Annotated in this window: 16 protein-coding genes; 8 read left to right on the top strand and 8 right to left on the bottom strand. The window is 66.7% G+C overall.

Annotation, left to right across the window (positions count from 1 at the left end):
• The first annotated feature begins 20 nt into the window (after positions 1-20).
• Both AC5O77_RS02035 and AC5O77_RS02040 read left to right on the top strand, forming a co-directional pair.
• Positions 21-719 (top strand): heavy metal response regulator transcription factor, encoded by a 699-nt coding sequence (locus AC5O77_RS02035; RefSeq protein ID WP_494506376.1) that lies wholly within the window; start codon positions 21-23, stop codon positions 717-719.
• Positions 716-2,083, top strand: a complete 1,368-nt coding sequence (locus AC5O77_RS02040; protein WP_478058278.1) for a heavy metal sensor histidine kinase — start codon at positions 716-718, stop codon at positions 2,081-2,083. Before AC5O77_RS02035 ends, AC5O77_RS02040 begins: the two co-directional genes overlap by 4 nt.
• A gap of 65 nt (positions 2,084-2,148) precedes the next feature.
• Here AC5O77_RS02040 and AC5O77_RS02045 read toward each other — a convergent pair whose 3' ends face one another.
• Positions 2,149-3,042, bottom strand: a complete 894-nt coding sequence (locus AC5O77_RS02045) for a LysR family transcriptional regulator (RefSeq protein WP_494506377.1) — start codon at positions 3,040-3,042, stop codon at positions 2,149-2,151.
• A gap of 106 nt (positions 3,043-3,148) precedes the next feature.
• On the opposite strand from AC5O77_RS02045, the gene AC5O77_RS02050 reads away from it, so the two are divergent.
• Positions 3,149-3,892 carry an SDR family oxidoreductase gene (locus tag AC5O77_RS02050; protein WP_478058276.1) on the top strand — a complete coding sequence of 248 codons (744 nt, stop codon included), beginning with the start codon at positions 3,149-3,151 and terminating at the stop codon, positions 3,890-3,892.
• A gap of 85 nt (positions 3,893-3,977) precedes the next feature.
• On the opposite strand, the gene AC5O77_RS02055 is transcribed toward AC5O77_RS02050, so the two are convergent.
• The 3 genes from AC5O77_RS02055 to AC5O77_RS02065 are packed head-to-tail and all read right to left on the bottom strand — an operon-like array spanning position 3,978 to position 9,468.
• Entirely contained in the window at positions 3,978-7,055 is a 3,078-nt protein-coding gene (locus AC5O77_RS02055; protein WP_494506378.1) for an efflux RND transporter permease subunit, read from the bottom strand.
• Positions 7,052-8,224 (bottom strand): efflux RND transporter periplasmic adaptor subunit, encoded by a 1,173-nt coding sequence (locus AC5O77_RS02060; protein ID WP_494506379.1) that lies wholly within the window; start codon positions 8,222-8,224, stop codon positions 7,052-7,054. Before AC5O77_RS02060 ends, AC5O77_RS02055 begins: the two co-directional genes overlap by 4 nt.
• Positions 8,221-9,468, bottom strand: a complete 1,248-nt coding sequence (locus AC5O77_RS02065) for a TolC family protein (protein WP_494506380.1) — start codon at positions 9,466-9,468, stop codon at positions 8,221-8,223. Before AC5O77_RS02065 ends, AC5O77_RS02060 begins: the two co-directional genes overlap by 4 nt.
• A gap of 62 nt (positions 9,469-9,530) precedes the next feature.
• Here AC5O77_RS02065 and AC5O77_RS02070 point away from each other — a divergent pair, with 62 nt between their 5' ends.
• Both AC5O77_RS02070 and AC5O77_RS02075 read left to right on the top strand, forming a co-directional pair.
• Positions 9,531-10,205, top strand: coding sequence for a response regulator (locus tag AC5O77_RS02070; protein ID WP_494506381.1), 675 nt, complete (start codon positions 9,531-9,533; stop codon positions 10,203-10,205).
• Entirely contained in the window at positions 10,198-11,577 is a 1,380-nt protein-coding gene (locus AC5O77_RS02075) for a sensor histidine kinase (protein ID WP_494506382.1), read from the top strand. Before AC5O77_RS02070 ends, AC5O77_RS02075 begins: the two co-directional genes overlap by 8 nt.
• A gap of 348 nt (positions 11,578-11,925) precedes the next feature.
• On the opposite strand, the gene AC5O77_RS02080 is transcribed toward AC5O77_RS02075, so the two are convergent.
• The 3 genes from AC5O77_RS02080 to AC5O77_RS02090 all read right to left on the bottom strand — a co-directional run bounded on the left by AC5O77_RS02080 (position 11,926) and on the right by AC5O77_RS02090 (position 15,119).
• Positions 11,926-14,271 (bottom strand): GH92 family glycosyl hydrolase, encoded by a 2,346-nt coding sequence (locus AC5O77_RS02080; RefSeq protein ID WP_494506383.1) that lies wholly within the window; start codon positions 14,269-14,271, stop codon positions 11,926-11,928.
• Between the two features lie 102 nt (positions 14,272-14,373).
• Positions 14,374-14,697: a thioredoxin family protein gene (locus AC5O77_RS02085; protein WP_285301668.1), complete on the bottom strand. Its 324-nt coding sequence runs from the start codon at positions 14,695-14,697 to the stop codon at positions 14,374-14,376.
• A 5-nt stretch (positions 14,698-14,702) separates the two neighbouring features.
• Entirely contained in the window at positions 14,703-15,119 is a 417-nt protein-coding gene (locus AC5O77_RS02090; RefSeq protein ID WP_019337746.1) for a baeRF12 domain-containing protein, read from the bottom strand.
• 162 nt (positions 15,120-15,281) lie between these two features.
• On the opposite strand from AC5O77_RS02090, the gene AC5O77_RS02095 reads away from it, so the two are divergent.
• The 3 genes from AC5O77_RS02095 to proP all read left to right on the top strand — a co-directional run bounded on the left by AC5O77_RS02095 (position 15,282) and on the right by proP (position 17,474).
• Complete coding sequence (locus AC5O77_RS02095) at positions 15,282-15,509, top strand: hypothetical protein (protein ID WP_494506384.1); 228 nt, start codon at positions 15,282-15,284, stop codon at positions 15,507-15,509.
• An 85-nt stretch (positions 15,510-15,594) separates the two neighbouring features.
• Complete coding sequence (locus AC5O77_RS02100) at positions 15,595-15,723, top strand: hypothetical protein (protein ID WP_256200907.1); 129 nt, start codon at positions 15,595-15,597, stop codon at positions 15,721-15,723.
• Between the two features lie 263 nt (positions 15,724-15,986).
• On the top strand, positions 15,987-17,474 hold the full coding sequence (gene proP / locus AC5O77_RS02105; RefSeq protein WP_494506385.1) for a glycine betaine/L-proline transporter ProP: 1,488 nt from the start codon (positions 15,987-15,989) through the stop codon (positions 17,472-17,474).
• Positions 17,475-17,558: 84 nt separating this feature from the next.
• Here proP and AC5O77_RS02110 read toward each other — a convergent pair whose 3' ends face one another.
• Positions 17,559-18,167, bottom strand: coding sequence for a hypothetical protein (locus tag AC5O77_RS02110; RefSeq protein WP_494506386.1), 609 nt, complete (start codon positions 18,165-18,167; stop codon positions 17,559-17,561).
• Between the last annotated feature and the right edge of the window lie 102 nt (positions 18,168-18,269).

Raw genomic sequence — 18,269 nt, forward strand, 5'->3', positions numbered from 1 at the left:
GCTGCGATGATGGCCGCATCATGAAACTGCTGATCGTCGAAGACGAACCCAAGACCGGCAACTACCTGCGCCAGGGCCTGATCGAGGCCGGCTATGTGGTCGACCTCGCCAGCAACGGCATCGACGGCCTGCATCTGGCCGAGAGTGGCGAGTACCAGCTGGTCATCCTCGATGTGATGCTGCCCGGCCTGGATGGCTGGACCGTGCTGTCGCGGCTGCGTGGAGCCGGCTGGCCGCTGCCGGTGCTGTTCCTGACCGCGCGCAGCAGCATCGCCGACCGCGTGCAGGGCCTGGAGCTGGGCGCCGATGACTACCTGGCCAAGCCCTTCGCTTTCGCCGAGCTGCTGGCGCGCGTGCGCACGCTGCTGCGCCGCGGCCAGGCGGTGCCGCAGGTTGAACGCATCGTCATTGCCGACCTGGTGGTGGATACCCAGCGCCGCCGGGTGGAGCGTGGCGGCCAGCGCATCGCGCTCAGCCAGAAGGAGTACACCCTGCTGGAGCTGCTGGCGCGCCGCCGTGGCGAAGTACTGCCGCGCTCGTTGATCGCCTCGCAGGTGTGGGACATGAACTTCGACAGCGACACCAATGTCATCGATGTGGCGATCCGCCGCCTGCGCGCCAAGATCGACGATGATTTCGCCGACAAGCTGATCATTACCGTGCGCGGCATGGGCTACGTGCTCGAAGCTCCAGACGACGGCGCTGTAAGCAACGGATGAGCCTGCGCCGTTCCATCGCAGTGCGGCTGACGCTGCTGTTCGCCATCGTGGCCACGCTGGTGCTGGCCGCATTGGGTGTGGCCATCTATGTCAGCGCCCGCCATGACCTTGTTGCCCAGGACTTCATCGAACTGGAGAACAAGGTTGCGTTGATCCGCGATATTGCTGGCAATGGGCCCGCCGCCGCACGCGGCCCGCGGTTGGCAGAGGCGCTCAGCCATCATCCCGATATCGCCTTCCACATCGTCAATGGCCACGGATCCGTGCTGTTCTCGACCGCACCTGCACTGCTGCGCGAGCACGCACGCAGCCAGCCCATCGACGCCGCGCCACGGCGGCACGACTGGATTCTCGACGATGGTCGCTGCATGCATGCCCTGCACCTGCGGCAGACCCTGGCCGACGGCAGCCAGCTGGTCACCCTGCTGGCCATCGATGACGACCGCCATGCCGATTTCCTGCAGCGCTTCCGCCATCTTCTGGCGATCGCCATCATCGGCGCCGCCGTGGCCAGCAGCCTGCTCGGCGGCTACGTAGTGCGACGCACGCTGCGACCGCTGCGCACGCTGGCCGATGAAGCCCGGCAGATCACCGCCGGTCGATTGCAGCGCCGTCTGAGCGCGCGCACGGCACCGGCCGAACTGGAACAGCTGGCACAGACGCTCAACGGCATGCTGGCGCGCCTGCAGCAGGACTTCGCGCGCCTGACCGAGTTCTCTGGTGATCTGGCCCATGAGCTGCGCACGCCGATCACCAACATGCTGACCCAGGTACAGGTGGTGCTGGCCCACCCGCGCAGCAACGAGGCCTACCGCGAGACGCTGGCCTCGTGCGCCGAAGAACTACAGCAGTTGGCGCAGACCGTGGGTGACCTGCTGTATCTGGCGCAGGCCGAGGCGCCGGGCGCACTGCCTTCGCGCGAGCCGGTGGCACTGGATGGGGTGGTGGATTCGCTGCTGGAGTTCTATGACCTGCTGGCCGAGGACCGGGAATTGACCCTGCGCCGCGACGGCGTGGCGAGCGTGGAAGGCAACCGTCTGATGCTGCACAGGGCGATCGCCAATCTGCTGTCCAACGCGTTGAAGCACGCAGCCGTGGGCAGCGAGGTGCGGGTGCAGCTGGTCGAGGCCGATGGTATGTGCAGGGTCCGCGTGCACAACCTCGGCCCGCCGATTGCCGAAGCAGCACTGCCGCGCCTGTTCGATCGCTTCTATCGCGGCGAGCGTGGCCGCCACGAAGGTGCTGGGCTGGGCCTGGCGATCACCCGTGCGATTGCACAGGCGCATGGCGGAACGGTAAGCGTGGCCTCCGATGAAACCGGCACCGTGTTCGAGCTGGTGCTGCCGAGCGCATCAGCCCGGTAGTGCCGGCCGCTGGCCGGCAACCTTGGCACATCACGCGTGTTGCAGTTGCCGGCCCGCGGCCGGCACTACCTCATCGGGTCGAACGCCCCAGCCACCCAGTCGATGAACACCCGCAGCCGCGGCGATGGTGTGCGGTTGCGGGGGTAGACCAGGCTCAGTGGACTCGGTGTCGGCGGCGCGTCCGGCAACAGCTCGACCAGCTGCCCGCTCGCGATGTAGGGGTCCATCCGGTAGCGCGGTGCCTGGATGATGCCGAGACCCGCCAAGGCGGCACCAAGGAATGCGTCCGCGCCGGAAACCCTCACCCGCGCGGGCAGCGGCACGTAGCGCACCTGCGCGCCCTGCTGGAACTCAAGCGGAATCAGCTGGCCGGTGGCGCTGGAGCGGTAGCCGACCATCTGGTGGCCTTGCTCCAGTGATTCGATGGTCTCGGGCACACCGTGCGCCTGCACATAGCCCGGTGCGGCCACCGTAACTTCCCGCAGCATGGTCAACCGGCGCGCCGCCAGATCGCTGTCGGCCAGGGTCCCCACCCGCAACGCCGCATCCACGCCTTCGCGCAGCAGGTCGACATAGCGGTCGCCTTCGCTGACCTCCAGTTCGATCTCGGGGTAATGCTGCAGGAAGTCCGGTAGATGCGGAAACAGCAGATGCCGGCCCAGCGTGCCATGCACTTCAATGCGCAGCGGGCCACGCGGCGGCACGTCACGGAACGCGGCTTCGGCATCGTCCATGTCGGCGATCAGGCGCAGGCAACGCCCATAGAACGCTTCCCCTTCCAGGGTGGGCACCACCAGCCGCGTGGTCCGGTGCAGCAGGCGCACGCCCAGCCGCTGTTCCAGTGCTTTGATCGCATCGGTCACCGTGGCCCGCGGCAGGCCCAGGTCCTCGGAGGCCCGGGTGAAGCTGCGGCGCTCGACGATACGGACGAAGGCACGCATGGCCGTGAATCGGTCCATTGTTCGGCGATCCGGATGATGTTGGCGGATTATGCATGATTATCCGAACTGATGAGATGGCGAAGATGGCACTGCGCCAGTCCGGCGCGCCCTGCTGGAACCAACCATGCCCACCTCCTCCGCCCGCCGCATCGCCCTGGTCACCGGTGGTTCCCGTGGTATCGGCGCGGCCACTTCGCGCCGCCTGGCCGCCGACGGCCATGCCGTGGTGATCAACTACGCCGGCCGCCGCGATGATGCCGAGGCACTGGCCGCCGAACTCAACGCCACCGGCGCACAGGCCATCGCGCTGCAGGCCGATGTGGCCGAGCCGCAGGCGGTGCGCCAGCTGTTCGACGCCATCGAGGCGCGCTTCGGCGGTATCGACGTAGTGGTGAACAGTGCCGGCGTGCTGCAGTTGGCGCCGCTGGCCGACAGCGATGACGCGTTGTTCGAGCGGGTGATCGGCATCAACCTGAAAGGCGCCTTCAACGTGCTGCGCGAGAGCGCGCGACGGGTGCGCGACGGTGGCCGCCTGATCACCCTGTCCACCAGCGTGGTCGGCATCAGACTGGAGAACTACAGCGTGTACGCGGCCAGCAAGGCGGCGGTGGAAACGATGGCAGCGATCCTCAGCAAGGAGCTGCGTGGGCGCAACATCACGGTGAACACGGTGGCTCCCGGCCCGACCGCCACCGACCTGTTCCTGGAGGGCAAGTCACCGGAACTGATCGAGCGGCTGGCGAAGATGAATCCCCTGGAGCGGCTCGGTACGCCGGAGGACATCGCCGGTGCGGTGGCCTTCCTGGCCGGTGCCGATGGCGGGTGGATCAACGGCCAGGTGCTGCGCGCCAATGGCGGGATGGTGTAGGTAGTCGCCCACCTTGGTGGGCACCTACCGGGCCATGCCTGGCGGCCGGGTCGCACCCACGCATGGCGTGGATCTACGGTGCCGATCATCCGGCGCGCGCCTCGCGGCGCCGGTGCACCCAGTAGTACAGCGTCGGCAGCACCAGCAGGGTCAGCAGCATCGCCGACAGCAGGCCACCGATCACCACCACCGCCAGCGGCTTCTGGGTCTCGGCACCGATCGCATGCGAGGTCGCCATCGGCAGCAGGCCGAACATCGCCAGCAGTGCGGTCATCAGCACCGTGCGCAGGCGCTGCAGCGAGCCCTGCACCACCGACTGCAGCAGGTCCATGCCCTGCTCGCGCAGCTGGGCGAAGCGACTGAGCATCACCACACCGTTCAGTACCGCCTGCCCGAACAACGCAATGAAGCCGATGGCCGCCGACACCGACAGCGGAATACCGGTCAGCCACAGGGCCAGGATGCCGCCGATCATCGCCAAGGGCACGTTGGCCAGGATCAGTGCTGCGCTGCTGATGTCCTTGAAGGCATCGAACAGCAGCACGAAGATGAGCAGCACCGACAGCGGAATCACCCAGCCCAGCCGCTTCATCGCACGCTGCTGGTTCTCGAACTCGCCGGACCATTCCAGCCGGTAGCCTTCCGGCAGCTGCACGCTGGCATCCACGCGCTTGCGCATGTCGGCCACCACGCTGCCCATGTCACGACCAGCGATGAAGATGCTGACCGCCTTGACCCGCTGTGCGTTCTCGCGCGAGATATTGATCGCGCCGCTGGCCATGCGGAAGTCGGCCACGTCGGACAACGTCACCGTGTGGCCATCGCCGATGCCCACCGGCACCGTACGCAGCCGTTGCAGGTCACGGTCGGCATCGTCCAGGCGCAACGTGATCGGGAACTTGCGGTCGCCCTCCCACAGCTCGCCGACCTGGCGCCCGCCCAGTGCAGTCTCGATCACTTCGTCGATGTCGCGCACGTTCAGGCCATAGCGCGCGGCGCGGTCGCGGTCGATCTCGATCTGCAGCTGCGGCAAGGAGCCATCACGGTCGATGAAGGCACTCTCCACGCCCTCCACGCCACGCACCTGGCCCAGGATCGCCTGCGCCTGCCGGTTCAGCACGTCAAGATCCGAGCCACTGACCTTGATCACCACCTGGCCCTTGATCTGCGAAATGCTCTCCAGGATGTTGTCGCGCACCGGCTGCGAGATCGAGAACTCCGGCCCCGGAATGCGCTGCTCCAGCGTGCGCTGCAGGTCGCTCACCAGCTGCCGCTTGTCCACCCCCTTCGGCCATTCCTTCTCCGGCTTCAACGCCACCAGTGCCTCGATCTGGTTGGCGCCCTTGGCATCGGAGCCGTCTTCCGGCCGCCCCAGCTTGGCCACCACCGTCGATACCTGCGGGAAGGTTCCAACCAGCTCGCGGATGCGCCGCGACTGCTGCTGTGCTTCGGCCAGGCTGGTGCTGGGGTCGAGTGTGGCGGTCAGCCAGATCGATCCTTCGTCCAGCTCGGGCAGGAACTCCGAGCCCAGGCGAGTGCCCAGTGCCAACGTACCCACCAGCAACGCCACTGCGGTCAGCACCACCGCACGTGGCCGGGCCAGTGCGCGCTCCAGGATCGGCCGGTACCAGTCGGTCAGGCGGTCCATCAGCGGGTTGCCGTCGCGCATGCGGTCGCGCCGCAGCCACCAGTAGCAGAACAGCGGTACTACGGTCAGCGCCAGGATCAACGCACCTATCAGCGCAGAGGTCACCGAGTACGCCATCGGCGCGAACATGCGGCCTTCCTGCCGCTGCAGGGTGAAGATCGGGATGTGCGCGGCGATGATGATCAGCATCGAGAAAAAGGTCGGGCGACCCACTTCCGATGCGGCCGAAAGAATGGTCGAGAACCGCGTCTTCCGATCGGCCGTAGGTGGCAGCTTCGACAATCGCGAGACGATGTGCTCGGTGACGATCACTGCGCCATCGATGATGATGCCGAAGTCCATCGCACCCAAGGACAGCAGGTTGGCCGGCACGCCCCACAGGTGCAGGCCAAGGAAGGTCGACAACAGCGCCAGCGGCATCATTGCCGCCACGATCAGTGCGGCGCGGGCGTTGTACAGGAACAGCCACAGCACCAGGAACACCAGCACCGCACCTTCCAGCAGGTTGCGGAAGACGGTCTTCAGCGTGGTCGACACCAGCCACGAGCGGTCGTAGAACGGCTCGATGCTGACCCCGGCCGGCAGCTGGTTCGCTTCGATCTCGGCGATGCGCGCATGCAGGGCGTCGAGCACGTCGGACGGATTCTCGCCCTTGCGCATCAGCACCATGCCGAACACAGCATCGTCATTGTCGTCCTGGCCGACCAGACCCTGCCGTGGCAGGCCGGTATCGGCGATGCTGGCCAGGTCGCGCACCAGGATCGGCGTACCGCCGCGCTGCGCCACCACCACCTTGCCGATGTCACCCGGCGAACGCATCAGGCCCACGCCGCGGATCAGGAACTGCTGCTGGCCGCGCTCCACGTAGCCGCCGCCGGCATTGGAGCTGCCCTTCTCCAGCGCCTCGGCGAATTCACCGAGGCTGATCCCGCGGTCACGCAGCTTGTCCAGGTCCGGCTTGACCTGGAAGGTGCGCGCGAACCCGCCGAAGCTGATCACATCGGCCACGCCCGGCACGGTGCGCAGGCTGCGCTCCATCGTCCATTCCTGCACCGTGCGCAGCTGGGTCGGCGTCATGTGCGGGCCCTTGAGTACGTAGCGGTAGATCTCGCCCACCGCCGAACTCATCGCCTCCAGCTCCGGGGTCACGCCCTCCGGCAGCTCCACGCCCTGCAGGCGCTCCAGCACCTGCTGCCGCGCGAAATAGTCATCGGCCTTGTCGTCGAAGGTCAGGATGATCATCGACAAGCCGAACTGGGTATGCGAGAACACCCGCACCGAATGCGGAATGCCGGACAAGGCCACTTCCAGCGGCATCGTCACTTCGCGTTCCACCTCTTCGGCGGCGCGGCCCGGGTGCAGCGACACCACCGTCACCTGGGTGTCGGAGACGTCCGGGAAGGCCTCCACCGGCAGCACGCGGAACGCGGCGATGCCGCCGCCGATGAACAACAGCAGTGCCAGCATCACCATCAGCGGCTGGCGCAGGCAATAGGCAATCAGGCGATCGATCATGGGGCGGCATGCCCCGCGCCGGTGCTGGCGGCCGCTGGCGCGCTGTCGACCAGCTGCTGCAGCAGCAGGCCGCCTTCGACCACCACCCTGCTGCCAGCCGCCAGACCGTCACGCACCCACAGTCGGCCGTCACCCAGCTCCTCGGCGTGCACGGCGTGGCGCACGTAGCGGCCCTTGCCCTCTTCCACGAACACCACCTGCGTGCCGTCGATCAGCAGCACCGCCGCATCGGGCAGCGAGACGCCGCCCTCGGCCGGCAATGCTACCTGGGCACGCACGTACTGCCCGGCCTTGAAGCCCCGTGCGCGGTTGTCCAGCTCGGCGCGTGCCTGCACCACGCGGCGCTCGCTGTCGACGAAATCGTCCACATGCTGCAGGGTCGCCTGCAGCGGCTGGCCATCTGCGCCCGGCACGCTGACCGGCATGCCGGCCTTCAGCCGTCCTGCCAGGCTTTCGGGGATGTCCAGCAGCAACCACAGCCGGTCCGGATCGCCGATCACCGCCAAAGGTTGTTCACTGTCGGGGCTGACCGACATGCCCGGGCTCATCCGCCGCTCCACCAGCACGCCATCGATGGGCGCGCGCAGCGGCAGGCGCTGGTCGACACGCTGGCCGTTGCCATAGGCCTTGGCGAAGGCGGCCGCGCGTGCATGATCAGCCTGACTGCCAGCGAAGTTTGCCTCGGCCTCGTCCAGTTCACGACCCGACGTCACTCCCGCCGCATGCAGTTCGCGGGTACGGTCCAGTTCCTTGCGTGCCTGCTGCAGCTCGGCGCGACCACGGGCACCTTCAGCCTGAGCCTGGCCGAACTCGGGCGAGGTGATCCAGGCGATGACCTGGCCGGCTTTCACCTTCTGCCCCGGCTGTGCCTCGATGCGCGCTACCTGCCCCGACAGCGGCGTGTGCAGTGCGCTGGAGCGCGTCTCATCCCAGACCACCCGGCCCGGCAGCTGTAGGCTGGCGCTGGCGCCGGCACTCACTGTCTCGCTGCGCAGCACGTCCAGCTGGCGGCTGTCGGAAGGAAACTGAATCTGGCCGGCGCTGACCCGAGGTGCGTCCTCAAGATAGGAAGCTGGCTCTCGACCACAGCCGCCCAGCAGGATCAGCGCCAGCAAGACGGGCAGCACGGCGTATCGCGCCTGCGGGCGATAGGCGACGGTGGACTTCATCGGGATTCTCCTTCGGCAACGGATGTGGCGGCTTCCCAGCGCGCCAGTGCAATGGCATGGTCGGTGCGCGCCTCGATCAGTGCGGCCTCGAAGTCGCGCCAGCTGCGGCGCGCATCCAGCAGATCGGTCAGATTGGCGGCACCGCGCCGGTACGCCAGTTCGATGCCCTGCACGGCCTTGCGTGCGGCGTCTGACTGCAGCCCCTCGTACTCGGTGCGACGCTGTGCGGCGGACTGCGCACTGGCCTGCAGCTGGTCCAGTTCGGCGCGTGCCTCGCGCTGCAGCACCTGCATTTCCAGTGCGGCGCTGTCACGGTCAGCCTCGGCACGCTGGATCGCGCCGCGCGCCCGCGACGGCCCACCCAGCGGAATGGTCAACGACACGCCCCAGGTGACGCCGCTGATGTCGGTCGGCTCTCGTTCGGCCTCCACGCCCAACTGGATATCGCGGTGGCGCTCGCTGCGTGCCAGTGCGACGCCTGCATCAGCAGCCGCCAGGCGCGAGCGCGCGGCACGCAGATCGGCGCGCTGCTGCGGGTCGAATGCACGCGAGTCGGCCCTGCCAGCAGGGTCTGGCCAGGGATCATCTGCGCTGAGGTCACTGCTGTCGTCGCGGCCCAGCAGCAGGCCCAGCGCATGCCGCGCGTCACGCAGATCCAGTGCTGCCTCGCGCGCCGCATCCGCCACAGCCAGGTCGTCCACAGCCAGCCGCGCGCGATCCACCGGCGCCATCGCCCCTGTCGCAACCTGCTTGTCCGCCGCCGCCATCTGCTCGGCCGAACTCTGCCGGTTGACGTCGGCAATGTGGGCCCGCTCCTGCGCGCCCTTCAGGCCGAAATAGGCTTCATGCAGTGCCACCTGTTGTCGACGACGGGTATCGAGCATCTCCAGCCCTGCCACTTCCAGCAGCGCGTCGGCCTGGCGGATGCGCAATGCACGCTTGCCGCCGCGCTCCCAGGTCCAGCCCAGGCCCACGGTGCTGTCCACGCGCTTGTCCTGCCAACGCCCGGGGCCGATGCCATGCTTGGGGCTGATCTTGCTGGTGCCGATCGACAGCTCGGTGGCCGGGCGAAGCGCCGCTGTCTGCGCATCACCCTGCACACCTCGCAGCTCCAGTGCCGCCGCGCGCAGGTCCGGGTTGTGCGCTTCCATTGCACGCTGCGCTTCTGCAAGGGACAGCGCCGAAGCCGCAGGCGCGCACAATAGAGCGGCCAGCACCGCCGCAAGACGAGGGGAGAAATTCATGCACGTCACGGTAAGGTGACGGACTTGCGCCAAACTTGCCCCAACCTTGCACGAAGCTTGCAATGCGAATCCTGCTGATCGAAGACGATGCCGCCCTGGCCGATGGACTGATCCGCGCCCTGCAGGGTGCCGGCCATCTGTGCGACCACCTCTCGCGCGGACTGCACGCGCCTGCGGCGCTGGCCAGCGCACCCTATGACGTGATGGTGCTGGACCTTTCATTGCCGGACGTGGATGGCCTCGACCTGCTGTCGCGCCTGCGCAACGATGGCGCCACATTGCCGGTGCTGATCCTGACCGCACGCGATTGTGTGGAGGACCGCATTCTTGGCCTTGACCGTGGCGGCGATGACTATCTGGCAAAACCATTCGCGCTGGGTGAGCTGGAAGCGCGCCTGCGTGCGTTGTCGCGCCGCCGCAGTGACGCACCTGCACAGAAGCGATTGGGGCGGCTGTGCTTCGACAGCATCCGCAACGAAGTGCAGGTGGACGGCCAGCGTATCGAGCTGACCGCGCGCGAGCTGTCGCTGGTCGAAGCGTTGATGCAGCACCCCGGCCGCACCGTGACCAAGCAGCGCCTGTTCGATGCGCTGTACAGCTGGGACCATGAGGCCAACCTGTCGGTGATCGAGGTGCACGTCAGCCGCCTGCGCCGCAAGCTGGAACAGGCCCGCGCCGGCGTCGGCATCCGCATGCTGCGCGGCCTCGGCTACCGGTTGGAGGCCATGGGTGACTGAGCGCGTGCACAGCCTGCGTGGCCTGTTGCTGCGGCGCCTGTGGCTGCCGCTGCTGGTGCTGCTGCTGTGCAGTGCGGTGGGTTCATTCGCGTTGGCGCGCTTCTATGCCGGCCAGGTCTACGACCGCTGGCTGCTGGATTCGGCGATGTCGTTGTCCGAGCTGGTGACGGCGCAGGACGGCCGCGCATCCATCGAGATCACCCCGGCGGTATCACGCATGTTCACCTGGGACACCGCCGACGAAGTGCATGGCGAGGTGTTCGATGCGGATGGCGGGCGCCTGTATGGCGACCTGCCCGAGGCATTGCCACGTCCGGCGAGCGCCGCCGCGAATGACGATGCGGTCTACTACGATGCGCGCCTGCGTGGTCAACCGGTGCGCATGGTCGAAGTGGTGGTCAGCGCCGGCCCGGGCCATGACATCCGGCTGCGCGTGGCCGAGACACTGCGCAAGCGCCACCGGCTGGAACGCAAGCTGCTGCTGACCAGCGTTCCGTTCCAGGCCGCGATCCTGGCACTGGCGGCGTGGCTGGCCTGGTCCGGCACCGGCGCCGCCGCAGGCCACGCCAACCTGGTCGCACGGAAGCTGGCCAGCCCGCGGCCGGATCCGTTGGCACCGCTGGATCCGGCGCAGGAGGCACCGCGCGAACTGTGGCCGGCGGTTGAGGCCTACAACGCCCTGCTGCAGCGCCTGGACGCGATGCAGGATGCGCAGCGGCGCTTCGTCAGCAACGCCGCACATCAACTGCGCACACCGTTGGCGGCCATGCAGGTGGAGCTGGAGAGCTCATTGCGCCAGCATGATCCGCAGGCCCAGCAGCTGGCGTTGTCTGGCACGCTGGCCGGGTTGGCCCGCTTGCAGCATCTGGTCAACCAGCTGCTGATGCTCAGCCGCTCCGAAGATCCACATGGCAGCGCACTGCCGCTGCAGCCAGTGGACCTGGCCGCGTTGGCGCGTGGCGTGGTGGAGCGCTATGCGGACCGTGCATTGGCTGCAGGCGTGGACCTGGGTTATGACGGGCCCGACGACGGCGTGCAGGTACAGGGCGATCCGCAGCTGCTGCGCGAGGCGTTGGGCAACCTGCTGGACAACGCGCTGCGCTACGGTGCCGTGCCAGGCGTGATCACCCTGGGCCTGCAGCAGGATGCCGAGGGCGTGCAGGTGTGGGTGGACGATGACGGCTCCGGCATTGCCGAAGCCGAGCGCACGCGCGTCACGGAACGCTTCTACCGGGCCAGCAGTGAAGGTGATGGCTGTGGGCTGGGACTGGCGATCGTGGCCGAGATCGCGCAGCGGCATGATGCGGCGCTGGTGATCGATACCGCCCCGATCGGTGGCGCGCGGGTGGGGATGCGGTTTCGATCCCGCTGACGTCCTGCGTGCCAACCAAGGTTGGCACCTACCCGGTCACGCCATGCGGTAGATGCCAACCTTGGTGGGCGCTGTTGACCTCCCGCGTGCCAACCAAGGTTGGCACCTACCAAAAGCACCCCAGCCGGCGGATCCCGGTAGACGCCCACCTTGGTTGGCGCCGTTGATGTTCCGCGTGCCAACCAAGGTTGGCACCTACCAAAAGCACCCAGCCGGCGGATTCCGGTAGACGCCAACCTTGGTTGGCGCCGTTGATGTTCTGCATGCCAACCAAGGTTGGCACCTACCAAAAGCACCCCAGCCGGCGGATCCCGGTAGATGCCAATCTTGGTTGGCGCCTACCCATCATCATCGGCTCATCGAATACGGCGCCTGCGCGCCCTGCCCCGGCCAGTCCCTGTTCGGCTCGGCCTGCATGCTGAAGCGCAGTTCGCCACCTGCCAGGATCTCGTCGTGGCGCAGGAAGGTGCGCTGCAATGACTTGCCGTTGAGGCTCACATTGCCCACATAGGTGTGCTTGTCATCCAGCCCATCGGCCACGATGGTGAAGGTCTTGCCGTTCGGCAGGCGCATCGCGGTCTTCGGCAGGAACGGGCGACCCAGGATGTACTCGCCCGAGCCCGGGGCCACCGGGTAGAAGCCCAAGGCGGTGAACACGTACCACGCCGACATCTGGCCGACGTCATCATTGCCGGCCAGGCCATCGGGGCGGTCTGCGTACTGGGTGTCCATGATCTGCTTCAGGCGCGCCTGCGTGCGCCACGGCTGGCCGGCATACGAATACAGGTAGGCGACGTGGTGGCTGGGCTCGTTGCCGTGCGCATACCAGCCGATCAGCCCGGTGATGTCTTCCATGTGCTCGAAGATGGACGGATCCACCTTGGCGTTGAACACCTCGTCCAGGCGCGCAAGCAGCTTGTCGCTGCCACCGTGCGCTGCCGCCAGCCCGGCCACGTCCTGCGGCACATACCAGGAATACTGCCAGGCGTTGCCCTCGGTGTAGTCGGTACCGTAGCCGCTGGCGCTGGGGTCGAACGGGGTGCGGAAACTGCCATCGCGCTTGCGTGCGCGCATGAAGCCGGTGTCCTTGTCGAACGCATTGCGCCAGTTGGCCGCGCGCTTGTCGAAGGTCGCCGCGATATCGCCCTTGCCCATCGCCTGCGCCATGCGTGCGATGGTCCAGTCATCGAAGGCGTATTCCAGCGTCTTGCTGGCCGCTTCACCTTCCTCGTCGATCGGTACGTAGCCCAGTTCGCGGTACTGCGCGATACCGTCATAGGGGCCGTAGTTGGCGGTCTCGACCATCGCCTTCAGTGCCTTGTCGGCGTCGAAGCCGCGGATGCCCTTTACGTAGGCGTCGGCGATCACCGGCACGGCGTGGTAGCCGATCATGCACCAGTCTTCCAGGCCGTGGAACGACCACACCGGCAGCATGCCGTACGGGCTGTGCTCATGGTGGGCCAGCATCGAATTGACGAAGTCGCTGTTGCGCTTCTCCGGCTGCACCAGCGTCAGCAGCGGATGCAGCGCGCGGTAGGTATCCCACAGCGAGAACGTGGAGTAGTTGGTGTAGCCCTTGGCCTGATGCACGGCGTTGTCCGCGCCACGGTACTGGCCATCGGCATCCATGAACAGCGTCGGCCCCAGCATCGTGTGGTACAGCGCGGTATAGGCGCTGCGCCGCGCATGTTCCGGCGCATCGATATCGAGCACCGACAGCGCCTGCGTCCATTCCTGCTTTGCCTGCGCGCGAACGCGGTCGAAATCGAAGCCGGCCACTTCCGCGTCGAGGTTTGCGATGGCACCAGCTTCACTGACCGGCGAGATCGCCACCTTGACCACCAGCGGTGCATCCAGCTTGCCGAAGGCGAAGGTGCCGACCAGCTGGCGCCCCTCGATCTGTGCGCGCTGCGCCGGATCCTTCTCGCCCGGCGGCGGGAAGCCCTTGTAGACAATGTCCTGCTCGGTGTTGTGCAGCTCATGCCCGGAAAGCGGCCGCGAGAAGCGCATCGCGAAATACAGCTGGCGGCCCGGCGCCCAACCACGGGTTTCGCGGAAGCCGGTCACCGTGCCATCGGCGCGCACCCGCACCCGCGACCACAGCACCTTGCCCGGGTAGTCGTACATGCTGGTGCGCATGTCCAGCAGCACCTTGGCATCGGTGCCCTTGGGGAAGGCATAGCGGTGCACGCCCACGCGCGCACTGGTGGTCAGCTCCGCGCGCACCTTGTAGTCATCCAGGGTGACTGCGTAGTAGCCCGGCTCGGCCTTCTCGTCGTCGTGGCGGAAACGCGAGGCGTAGCCGCTGCGTGGCTTTTCCGGATCACCGCGCTCCAGGCCGGGATTGCCGGTGAACGGCATCAGCAGGATGTCGCCGAGGTCCGAATGACCGGTGCCGGAAAAATGCGTGTGCGAGAAGCCGACGATGCTGCTGTCGTCGTAGCGATAGCCGGCTGCCCAGCCATAGGCCTTTTCGCGTGGTTGGATGCGTGTGTCCGGGCTGAGCTGGACCATGCCGAACGGCACTGTGGCACCCGGGTAGGTGTGGCCTTCACCTCCAGTACCAATGAACGGGTCGACCGAGGCGTAGGCCTTGTCGGCGGCGGTTTTGGCGGGAGCGGCCGACGCCAGGCCGGAAGCGAGCATTGCCGTGGCGGCGACAGCGATCAGGAGACGACGGTCCAGCGTGGGCATCGGCGTTTGGATCGATTCAGGTGGTAGCCGGATGCTAGCACCGGGCCTGTCACGCCGCATGCTGCAGTGCGACTGCCCGGTGTCCCGCGCCGGGTTCAATCGTCAACCGGGAAGCGCGTTCTGCAACGACATGAGGTCCGCGCTGTCCAGCGGCCTCACCACCCGCGCGACCTCTTCTCCATCGCGCAGCAGCACCACTGTCGGCCACAGCTTCACCTTGAACGCTCGCCCCAATGGCCTTCCCTTGCCATCCTCGATCTTCCAATGCGGCAGATCGTTCGCTTCGACGAAGGCCTGCAACGCGGGCTGCGCGGCCTGGCAATGACCGCACCAGGGCGCACCGAACTCCAGCACCTGCCACCCAGCCTGCGCCGCCACCCCCGCAGAGGTGGGCTCGTTCGGAAGGTGATCACGCATGAACGGCATGAGCGCTACGCCGCCAGTGCCTTCTGGATGTCTTCCAGCGGCGCGTTGGTCAGGTCCTTGGCAATATCCCCGAGCAATCGCGCCTGGACCTCTTTATGCAGCAGCGGACGAATGCGACCCAGCGTGGTCGGGTCGGCGATCAACACCAGGTGCGCATAGCGGTTCTTCAAGGCATCCTCATTGAGCTGTTCGGCCACCTGCTTGGCGAACGTCGCCTCGTTGAGCTGCGAGACCGACATGTCCTTCGGCACGGCACCCGCAGGCCCCTGCCCGGACACGCCCTGCTCACTGATGTCCTGCAGGCGCAGCTCGCCCTCCTGTTTCAGGGTCAACTGATGGTTGCTGCCCACGTTGGTGAACACCCGTGCCGAACCACCGTCGGCTACCACGATCAGCGTTCCTTCGGGAATCGTCCGCGCCATTGCATCCTCCATCAACTTGAAAAGTGGGTGTGCGCTCCACCTTATGCACGCCTATGTCACCAGAGCGCGTACAGGATGTGATTCCGTCATCGCAATCTGGAATCCGCCCTAAATTTACCGGGAGGCCTGCCGCTATGGCCTCCATCATCGCGAGGAACCTCTGTGCACGCTGGCTCACTGTTCCACATCTGCTTCGCCACCAGCCTGGCCATTGCCGGCTGCGCCGGCTGCATCCACCAGTTCCTGCAGGGCCAACCGGTTTTCGCCCTGGCCATCATGCTCTCGGTGCTCACGATGATCGGCGCCGCACTGGTCACGCGGAAACTGGCACTGCCGGGCGCCTTGGCGATGGCCTGCACGGTGTTCGGTTTGCTGGCGAAGTCAGCCTGAGCCTTCTGAACAGGCGACGTGGAACACAGCGTGCAGATCAGCCCGCTTCGCTGCACGCTCACGCCGGTGCCGTTATGATGAACGGATGATCGACACGACCCACTACGTGACGGGCGCACCTGTTACGTGGGAAGCACTGCCGACCGGCGCTTCGCTTGCCACGATTGCTCCCGCCCTGCATTTCCATCGCCTCGCGCTGGATCCCGGCGGATGACGCCCGCAGGCCCACGGCCTGCCTTCCCCACACGCTGATGTGACACGCGGCTGCCAACTGCGCGGCCGTTGTGATCCCGTTGCCGCGTTTCCGCCCTTGCGGCGGTGCTTTGCCGTGCGCGTGGCGTTGCGCCTGCACACATTCCCCGGCCCCCACGCCGCCTTCCGATGCCCCTGCGCCACTTGCGCCTGCATCGCCGTTTCCGATTTCCGGGACACATCACACCGCCCATTCCCCCATTCCAAACCTACAAGGGAACCCCCATGCAGGACACGCCCGATTCCCATGCCCATTTCGGCTGGTTCAAACGCCGCCGCCACCTCAAGGTCGATGAGATCACCGTCGTCGACAAGCCCATGCTCAAGCGCGCCGTCGGCGCCGCCGCCCTCGGCAATGCCATGGAGTGGTTCGACTTCGGTGTCTACGGCTATCTGGCCGTCACCATCGGCCAGGTGTTCTTCCCTTCGAGCAATCCCACCGCACAGGTGATCGCGGCCTTCGCCACCTTCACCGTGGCATTCCTGGTGCGTCCACTCGGCGGCCTGGTGTTCGGCCCGCTCGGCGACCGCTATGGGCGCCAGAAGGTGCTGGCGTTCACCATGATCCTGATGGCGCTGGGTACCTTTGCGATCGGCCTGATTCCTTCCTACGAGCGGATCGGCATCTGGGCACCGGTGCTGTTGCTGCTGGCGCGTGTGGTGCAGGGCTTTTCCACCGGCGGCGAGTACGGCGGTGCGGCCACCTTCATCGCCGAGTATTCCACCGACCGCAACCGCGGCCTGATGGGCAGCTGGCTGGAGTTCGGTACGCTGGGCGGATACATCGCCGGCGCCGGTACCGTGACCGCGCTGCACATGCTGTTGAGCAGCGAACAGATGCTCGACTGGGGCTGGCGCATTCCATTCCTGGTGGCCGGCCCGCTGGGCCTGCTCGGCCTGTACATGCGCATGAAGCTGGAAGAGACCCCGGCATTCCGCGCCTTCGCCGAGGAAGCCGAGAAGCGCGAGCACGACCGGCCCGGGCTGGCCGCGCTGTTCCAGGTGCACGGCCGCCAACTGCTGGTGTGCATGGGCCTGGTGCTGGTGTTCAACGTCACCGACTACATGCTGCTGACCTACATGCCCAGCTACCTCAGCGTCACCATGGGCTACGCCGAGAGCAAAGGCCTGCTGCTGATCATCATCGTGATGCTGGTGATGATGCCGTTGAACATCGTCGGCGGATTGTTCAGTGACAAGCTGGGCCGCCGGCCGATGATCATCGGCGCCTGCATTGCGTTGCTGGTGCTGGCCATTCCGTGCCTGCTGCTGGTCGGCAGCGGCAACGACTGGATGATCTTCCTCGGCCTGATGCTGCTGGGCCTGGCCTTGGTGTGCTTCACCAGCTCGATGCCATCCACGCTGCCAGCGCTGTTCTACACACCGGTGCGCTACAGCGCGCTGTCGATCGCCTTCAACGTCTCGGTGTCGCTGTTCGGTGGCACCACGCCGCTGGTGACCGCATGGCTGGTGGAACGTACCGGCGACCCGCTGGTGCCGGCCTATTACCTGATGGGCGCGGCGGTGATCGGCCTGATCACGATGCTGTTCGTGAAGGAAACCGCCGGCCTGCCGTTGCGTGGTTCACCGCCGGCCGTCGGCAGCGACAGGGAAGCGGCTGCGCTGCTGAAGAGCGATGCGCCGGTGACGGTGGACCCGAGCCTGCCGCCGCTGCCGGACGTTGCTGAGCCCGAGCAGGTGAAGCCGGCCTGAGGCTCGCCGCGAAATGCCACACGCATGGCCTGGATCTACATGGGGCCAGTGGCGCCGGGCGGATACGCCCGGCGCTACCTGGCGCTATTTCTTGATGCGGGTCAGCTTCCCCGGCATCCAACGCAGCGTCCATGTGTAGTTTCCGTCCGGCGGACAGACGTGGCGGTTCGGGCTCTTCCATTCGCAGACCGTCGCCCCGGCACTGACGGTGAAATCGACAATGATGCGATCACCCTGGATGCGGATCGCGCGGATGGCGCCTGGAATCTGTTCAACCGCGTCGTCACCATAGCCATACTGGCGGATGGCGGCATAGTCCTCTGCTTCCACCGGCGACAGGCTGTTCGGGTTCTCCTGGCCGCGCGGATCGTTTGCCGTCATCACCGCCACCACATTGCGTTGCGCGAAGCTGCCGCCGGTGTAGGTGGACGTGTAGAAATACACGACCTCGGCACGGCCATCGCCATCGAGGTCGGCAACAGCGGTCCACACCGGACGGAAATCGGATTCAATGTCGTCGCCGGGAATCAGCCGCAGGTTGGCTTCGGCGGCGTGGTAGGCCTGTACCAGGCTGGGCGGCGGCACCACCCGCTTGGACGCGGCAGGCGCGGCCGTCGCCGTCAGGCTGGACAGCGCCAGCGCAGCAAGCACCAGACAGATCGAAGTGGAGCGGAACGTCGCAGGTCCGTGCATGTCGTCCTCCATGAGTGTGCGGTCAGTCTAACCGCAGCTCCGGTGGCGCCCAGTCGTGCACGGCGCGCCTTCGCGCGATGTGAAAGACATCCACACATGGCG

It is taken from the genome of Stenotrophomonas sp. INTA L402-1 (assembly GCF_059295135.1).